Origin of the sequence: Mycobacterium sp. E136, from assembly GCF_001666865.1 — a bacterium.
GTDB lineage: Bacteria > Actinomycetota > Actinomycetes > Mycobacteriales > Mycobacteriaceae > Mycobacterium.
Genome location: NZ_LZJE01000143.1, coordinates 1 through 6,818 on the forward strand (window position 1 = coordinate 1; position 6,818 = coordinate 6,818).

Annotated in this window: 8 protein-coding genes and 1 pseudogene; 5 read left to right on the plus strand and 4 right to left on the minus strand. The window is 67.7% G+C overall.

The window, feature by feature from the left end; all coding sequences use genetic code 11:
* The 4 genes from A5698_RS09355 to A5698_RS09370 form a co-directional block, all read left to right on the plus strand.
* A partial coding sequence (locus tag A5698_RS09355) for an MMPL family transporter (RefSeq protein WP_156670678.1) occupies nt 1–833 on the plus strand: 833 nt, incomplete at its 5' end.
* 61 nt (nt 834–894) lie between these two features.
* Nucleotides 895–1,611: a Crp/Fnr family transcriptional regulator gene (locus A5698_RS09360; protein ID WP_068295775.1), complete on the plus strand. Its 717-nt coding sequence runs from the start codon at nt 895–897 to the stop codon at nt 1,609–1,611.
* A 64-nt stretch (nt 1,612–1,675) separates the two neighbouring features.
* Nucleotides 1,676–1,858, plus strand: a complete 183-nt coding sequence (locus A5698_RS09365; protein WP_068295768.1) for a hypothetical protein — start codon at nt 1,676–1,678, stop codon at nt 1,856–1,858.
* Between the two features lie 154 nt (nt 1,859–2,012).
* Complete coding sequence (locus tag A5698_RS09370; RefSeq protein ID WP_084792352.1) at nt 2,013–2,876, plus strand: SigB/SigF/SigG family RNA polymerase sigma factor; 864 nt, start codon at nt 2,013–2,015, stop codon at nt 2,874–2,876.
* 3 nt (nt 2,877–2,879) lie between these two features.
* Here the strand turns inward: A5698_RS09370 and A5698_RS09375 are convergent, their stop codons facing one another.
* Nucleotides 2,880–3,275: a Zn-ribbon domain-containing OB-fold protein gene (locus tag A5698_RS09375; RefSeq protein WP_197506724.1), complete on the minus strand. Its 396-nt coding sequence runs from the start codon at nt 3,273–3,275 to the stop codon at nt 2,880–2,882.
* A 125-nt stretch (nt 3,276–3,400) separates the two neighbouring features.
* On the opposite strand from A5698_RS09375, the pseudogene A5698_RS09380 reads away from it, so the two are divergent.
* A pseudogene (locus tag A5698_RS09380) lies at nt 3,401–4,592 on the plus strand (thiolase family protein).
* 2 nt (nt 4,593–4,594) lie between these two features.
* On the opposite strand, the gene A5698_RS09385 reads toward A5698_RS09380, so the two are convergent.
* The 3 genes from A5698_RS09385 to A5698_RS09395 all read right to left on the minus strand — a co-directional run bounded on the left by A5698_RS09385 (nt 4,595) and on the right by A5698_RS09395 (nt 6,467).
* Nucleotides 4,595–4,978, minus strand: a complete 384-nt coding sequence (locus A5698_RS09385; protein WP_068295772.1) for a DUF4267 domain-containing protein — start codon at nt 4,976–4,978, stop codon at nt 4,595–4,597.
* A gap of 175 nt (nt 4,979–5,153) precedes the next feature.
* Entirely contained in the window at nt 5,154–5,582 is a 429-nt protein-coding gene (locus A5698_RS09390) for a VOC family protein (RefSeq protein ID WP_068295774.1), read from the minus strand.
* Between the two features lie 27 nt (nt 5,583–5,609).
* Nucleotides 5,610–6,467 carry an extracellular catalytic domain type 1 short-chain-length polyhydroxyalkanoate depolymerase gene (locus tag A5698_RS09395; protein ID WP_084792354.1) on the minus strand — a complete coding sequence of 286 codons (858 nt, stop codon included), beginning with the start codon at nt 6,465–6,467 and terminating at the stop codon, nt 5,610–5,612.
* Nucleotides 6,468–6,818 lie beyond the last annotated feature (351 nt).

A 6,818-nucleotide genomic window follows, 5' to 3' on the forward strand; every position in this document is an offset into this window, starting at 1 on the left:
CGGCGCCCGGCGTCAATCAGAACGGCACCGCCATCATCCAGGTCGTCCCCGCCACCGGACCCAACGACACCGCGACCGCCGATCTGGTCAAGCGCATCCGGGCCGACCGGACCGCGATCGAAGGTGACACCGGCGCAAGCATTCTCGTGGGCGGGACCACGGCATCGAACATCGACACCTCCGACAAACTGGCCGCAGCGCTGCCGATGTTCCTGCTCGTGGTCGTGGGACTGGCGTTCGTGCTGCTGACGATCGCGTTCCGCGCAGCGCTCGTCCCGGTGACCTCGATCCTGGGCTTTCTGCTCTCGGTGTTCGCAGCGCTCGGCGTGCAGGTCGCGGTGTTCCAATGGGGCTGGGGCGCCGACCTTCTCGGCATCACACCCGGCGAGACCATCAGCTTCCTTCCGATCATCGTGCTGGCCATCATCTTCGGCCTGTCCAGCGACTATCAGGTGTTCGTCGTCTCGCGCATGAAGGAGGAACTGAGCCGGACCGACGACGCGCTCGACGCCGTGCGCAACGGGGTCGGCCTGTCCGCCCGGGTGGTCACCTCCGCCGCATTGATCATGTTCGGGGTGTTCATCGCGTTCCTTGCCGGCAGCGACCCGATCATCAAATCCGTGGGACTCACCCTCGCCGTCGGAGTCTTCCTGGACGCCTTCGTCGTTCGGCTCACGCTGATCCCGGCCATCATGAGCATCGTGGGCCGGCGGATGTGGGCACACTCGCGGTGGTTCGAGAAATACGTGCCCGACGTCGACATCGAGGGCACTGCATTGGAGCCCGCCGAACCTCCCGAAATGGTTTCGAGCGGCACAACATCGCGCGGTTAGCGTTTACCACTTCCGCAGCGGGGTAGCCCCGCGCTCAACAGGGTTGGGAGTAGGCATGCTGATGGCCGCCGGTGCCACGGCCGAGAAAGCCGTGGCGCGTGACAGCGAAGCCGTACTGGCGCGCTCGGCGATCATCCGGGGACTGGAACCCGCCGACAGGGCGACGCTGATCCGCCGCTTCTCCTACGACCGTTACGCACCGGGCCAATGCATCTACCACGAAGGCCAACGGGATCGTCTCCTCTACGTCGTCATCGACGGAAAGGTCAAGGTCGGGTGGCGATGCGCGGACTTCCCCGAGAAACTGCTCGGCGTCCTCGGCCCTTCGGAGATCTTCGGCGCCGAGTCCGTGTTCGACTCCGGGCCGCGCACCGGTTCGGCCACGGCCCTGACCCCCGTGCTCGTCGCCGTCATCGACCGTGATGCGTTGCACGCCTGCATCGACGACAGCCCACACCTCACCGAGCAGCTGATGCGTCTCCTGGCGCGGAATCTGCGGCGTGCCGAAGACCTCATCACCGACCTGAATTTCACCGACGTGCCCGGCCGGATCGCCAAACAACTCCTTCACCTCGCCCAGCGTTTCGGTACCCGCCAGGATCGGCAGTTGCGCGTCGACCACGGCTTGACCCAGGCCGAGATCGCCCAACTGGTCGGCGCCTCAAGGGAATCGGTCAACAAGGCGTTGTCCGAGTTCGTCAACCGTGGCTGGATCACCGTCTACGGCAAAAGCCTGGTGATCCATCACGCCGAACTGCTCGCTCACCGGGCCCGCTGACGCCGAGCAAACTTTTTCTCCGCGGTGCGAGTCGTATCCGCCCCCGGTGGGTAATCCCAGAGGCATGGACCCCGACACATTGGTCGCGATGGCAGGTTTGACGGCGCTGGGCGCCGCGGTTTTCACGGGTGCGATCTGGGACAGCCCGCTGGTCACCGCACCGGCCCGGCTCACGCGGCAACGGCCCTACGGCAAGCACGCGATGCCCGTCAACACGCCGAGCAAGGCGCGCGAATTCGCCGGTTGACCACGCACGCGCCCGTCGACGGCTACGCTGGGTCGAGGACCCCGACGGGCAACGTTTCGACAAGCCACCCGAGGGGGTAAACCGCAACAACCACAGGTTCAGATCCGAGCCGTGCGATTCCATACGGCAGGGTCGGAAGTTAGGAGCCTGTGTGGTGTCCGAGGCGAACTCTGAATACTCAGACGTGGCGGACATGTTCCGCCGCCTGAAGACGCTCGAGGAGGGGTCACTCCCCCATCGGCGCCAGCGCGAGGCGATCGTCGCCCGGACGCTGCCGCTCGCCGACCACGTAGCGCGCCGTTACCGCAACCGCGGTGAGCCGATTGATGACCTGGTGCAGGCCGCTCGCGTCGGACTGGTGAACGCCGTGAACCGCTTCGATCCCGACAACGGTGCCGATTTCTTGTCGTTTGCGATTCCGACCATCATGGGCGAGGTACGCCGGCACTTCCGGGACTACGGCTGGGCGGTGAAGGTTCCGCGGCGGCTCAAGGACCTGCAGGGGCAGTTGGTCAAAGCCCGCGCGGAGTTGTCACAGCAGATCGGTCGGGCGCCGACGCCGTCCGAGGTCGCCAAACACCTGGGCATCGAACGCGACGCGGTGATGGAGGCGACCATCGCCAGCAGCAACTACTCCACGCTGTCGACCGACGTTCAGGCCTCCGCCGACGACGAGTTCCGCTCGGTGGGCGACACGCTCGGCGACATCGATCCGAACATCGACAAGGTGGTCGACCTCGAAACCGTGCGTCCGCTGATCGCGGCGCTGCCCGAGCGTGAGAAGACCGTGCTGATGCTGCGTTTCTTCGAGAGCATGACGCAGACCCAGATCGCCGAGCGCATGGGCTATTCGCAGATGCACGTGTCGCGGCTGCTCGCACAGGCGCTGCGCAGGCTCCGTGAACAGGTGCGCGAACCGGCTTCCGACGGTGTGGAGGTCGAGGCGGCCACTCGGCGCCGGCGCCGCCCGTCCGCCGTTACGCCCGCGACGACACCCCGCCTCAAACGTGGCGCCTGAGACTCACCGCGGCACGAAGACCGGCACGTAGACCGTCTCGCCGTCGCGGTGCTGGCGTTCGAAACGAACCTCGACCGGAAGGCCGGCGCGCACCGAATCGGGTTGACAGTCAACGATGTTGGTGGCAATCCGCAGCCCGGGTTGTTCATCGAGCTCGACGATCGCGATGACGTACGGGAGCGGAACCGCCGGATTGAACGGTTGGTGGTTGACGGTGTAGGTGAACACGGTGCCGCGCCCCGACACCGGTTGCGGGGCGAGCTCTCCTCCGCAGTCCGGGCAGTCGGCGGCCGGCGGCGACACCCACCGTCGGCAACGCTCACAGCGCGCGATCAGCAGCTGGTTGTCCCGTCCACCGGTCCAGAACGCGCTGTTGTGCTCGTCGAGGCCGGGCAGCATTCTGGGCGCGGCGGGTGGCACGTCGTCGGACACGCCTTCAGAACGTACAGTCTCGAGCGGGAGTATCACAGGAACCCCGCCGCGCGACGGGCATTCGGGCGGTGACGAGACGAGGCGGTGGCCGATTGACCACGTTCGAGAAGGACGCGATCATCAGCGGGCTCGGCATCTCCCGCATCGGCCGACGCACCGGGATCCCCGGAATCGAACTGACGATGGAGGCGACGCGGGGCGCCGTCGCCGATGCCGGTCTCACCCCCGACGACATCGACGGCATCGTCACCTTCGGAGACACGCCGCTGACCGAAGTCGTTGCGGCACTGGGCGGCCCAGCGGTCGACCAGGGTTACGGTTTTCCCACCGGGGGTGTGCTCACGCCGGTGATGTCGGCGATGGTGGCGGTGTCCGAGCGACGAGCACGCCATGTGCTGGTGTATCGGACCGTGCAGATGCTCGGCGGGATGATGACGCAGGCACCGCCGACCGCTGGACCCAACCCATTGGCGAATCCGCCGATCGAGCCCCGCGAACCCGGTGCCCGGCGCAGGCTCGGACCGTTCGGCGACATCGACGAACTGCTGGCTGCACACGCGTATTCGGCGGCGAACTGGCTGGCCATGCACTGCCGCCGGCACATGGAGCTGTACGGGACGACGAAGGAACAGCTCGGCTGGCTCGCGATCAACAGCAGGGCCAACGCCGCGCTCAATCCGCTTGCCGCCTACCGCGATCCGATGACCATGGCGGACTACATGGCGGCGCGGCCGGTGTCCACACCATTCGGCCTGTTCGACTGCGATGTGCCGATCGACGGTTCGATCGCGTTCGTGATTTCGCACGCCGACTACGCGGCGGACTGCCCCCAGCCTCCAGTTGCGGTGGAAGCCGTTGGCGGAGCATATGGTTCGGGCGGGTGGTTCCACCGCGACGACTTCCCGAAGATGGCGTCCACCGATGCGGCGGCTCAGATGTGGTCGCGCACCGACTTGACGCCGTCGGACGTCGACGTCGCCGAACTCTACGACGGTTTCACCTTTCTGACATTCGCGTGGCTCGAGGCGCTGGGGTTCTGCGCGGACGGCGAGGCGGGGCCGTTCGTCGAAGGCGCGACGCGGATCGCGCTCGACGGCGAGTTGCCCCTCAACACCTAGAGGCCAGCTGTCGGCGGGCCGGATGCACGGCTACTGGCTGTTGCACGAGGCGTGTCTGCAACTGCGCGGACAGGCCGGTGAGCGGCAGGTATCGCGTCGGCCCGAAGTGGCGGTCGCCGCGGCGGGCGGCGGGCCGATCGCCGGCTGTCTGCTGTTGACGCGCTGAGCTCAGTCCTCGCTGCGCTGTGGACGTCGCAGCGCGCCCCAGAGACCGACGCCGATGCCGATGACCGCACCCCCGAGTCCGATCACCCGCTGCGAGCGCTTCATCTCGTGGTGCACACCCATGCCGCCCAGCAGGTCGGCCGCGTCCGCACCGGCCGAGGCCAGGAACCACCCCCGGGTATCGCGACCGCGCACGGCGGAGGCCAGAAGCAGCCCCCCGATGAGTGCGTCGCGGTAGCCCATCGAGCGCAGCAGCAGCTGCGCCGTCGGCGTCGGCTCCTCGGGGTCACCCCACAGCCGGTTGGCCCGGAGCGGATCGACCAGAAACGACACTCCGGATGCGAAGCGGACACTGCCCGCGAGGAGCGCGGCGCGGTCGAGTGACATGGCCCGCAGCCTAGGCCGCGACGGTGCACGACGAGCTAGTTTTCCGGCATGACCGATAACCCTCTGTACGAGGCGGGTTCCGCCGCGATGATCCTGTCGATGGCGGACACGAGGCAACACCTCGCTGGAGTTCAGCGATCTGTGCTCGCTCGTGGAACGGTTGACCTCCTGACGGTCAGCCGGTGGTGAACAGCTCGAGCTGGATGTTGTCGGGGTCGCGGAACACCACGGTCGCAAACGGAAACGGCTCATCGGCCGCCCGCACACCGGAATGCTCGATGCCGAGTTCGTCGAGCCGTCGCGTCCATGCGTCCAGCTCGGCGCGCGACGCCACGTTCAGGGCCACGTGATCCAATCCCGTTCGGGCCTCGTCGAATCGGTTGCCGTCGTTGCCGGTGTTGGTGTGCAGGCCGATGACGACGCCGGAGCGCGGCTCGATCAGCAGTTCGCCGTATCCGGTGTCTTCGCGTTCGTAGTGGGGGAACTTCATCGGCACCCGATCGGCCGCGAGCAGGCGTTGATACCACGCCAGGCTGGCCTCGAGATCGGTCACGGTGATGGAGATGTGGTGGATACCGGTGATACCGGGGGCGTCGTTGCTCATTTGCCTACCGTAGAACCGACCGGCGGGTCATCTGCCGTGGGTGGCGAAGAACTGACCGGTCGCCTGGGAGGCGTCGAACGGCGCGAAGAGACCGCCCGGCCACACATGGCCGCCACCGTCGATCTGGACGAACTCCACCTCGGTCCCGGCCGCACAACCGGTGGCCACGAACCGATGGACGTTGCCCTGCACCTGCTCGGCCGGCGCCGGGCACCCGTCGATGTCGCGCCAGCGTTGCGCCATAGCCGCGGCCGAGACGATGTCGCTCGCTCCGCCGCGCCCCAGCATCGGGCCACCGCCGAACGGCACCACGGGGTCGGACGTGCCGTGCACCGTGAGCACCGACACCGGCTGCGAGGGCGCGCAGGAGAACCCGGAGGCCAGCGTGGCCGCGACGGGCGCCGCGGCGGCGAAGACGTCGGCGCGTTGACATGCCAGCCGCGACGCCATGAAGCCCCCCGCCGAGGTTCCGGTCACGAACACGCGACCCGGATCCACGCCGTAATCCTGGCGAAGGCGGTCGACGAGCGCGACCAGGAAGCCGACGTCGTCGACGCCCTGGCGGTCGGGCAGCGAGGCGCCCCGCCCGTCGGCCCAGCTCATGTCGATGCCGTCGGGATAGGCGACGACGAAGCCGTACTGATCGGCGATCGCGTTGTAGTTGGTGGCCCCGGCCTGCGCCTGCCCCGTCATCCCCGCGCCGTGCAGGTTCAGCACGAGCCCGGCGGGGTTGTTCAACCCCGGCGGTGCGTGCACCTGATAGGTGCGGTTCAACCCGCCGACCGTCAGGGCGCCCGCGGCGTCGCCGCCGGGAAACGCGGCGGCCCGTCCCGCGCCGAAGCCGACCACCATGCCCAGCACCGCCACCACGAGCGCCGACCGCATGAGCGCGGCCCTCACGTGTGCCCGGCGCGTGCCTTGCGAACATGTCCACAGTTCCGCCATGTTCGTCCCCCCTTTCGAACTCCGAGTCACCGGCGCGAACGTAGACCACGGTCGTGCGCCGTGTTGGCCTTTTATCCCGCGCCGGCCGTTTTCATGCGTTTGGCCGTAACGGCCCCGGGTATGTCGTGTCGAACTTTCTGCGATACCTATCGACGATCGGACAGACTTGGTTACCTCACAGCTCACCGCGAACCCCGCGGTCGCACGCCTTCACCGGTGGCCCGCGACCGTTGCGAGGACGCTCACCGGAACGTTGCGGTTCATCGCGGACCGAGCCGCCGAGGAAGTCGG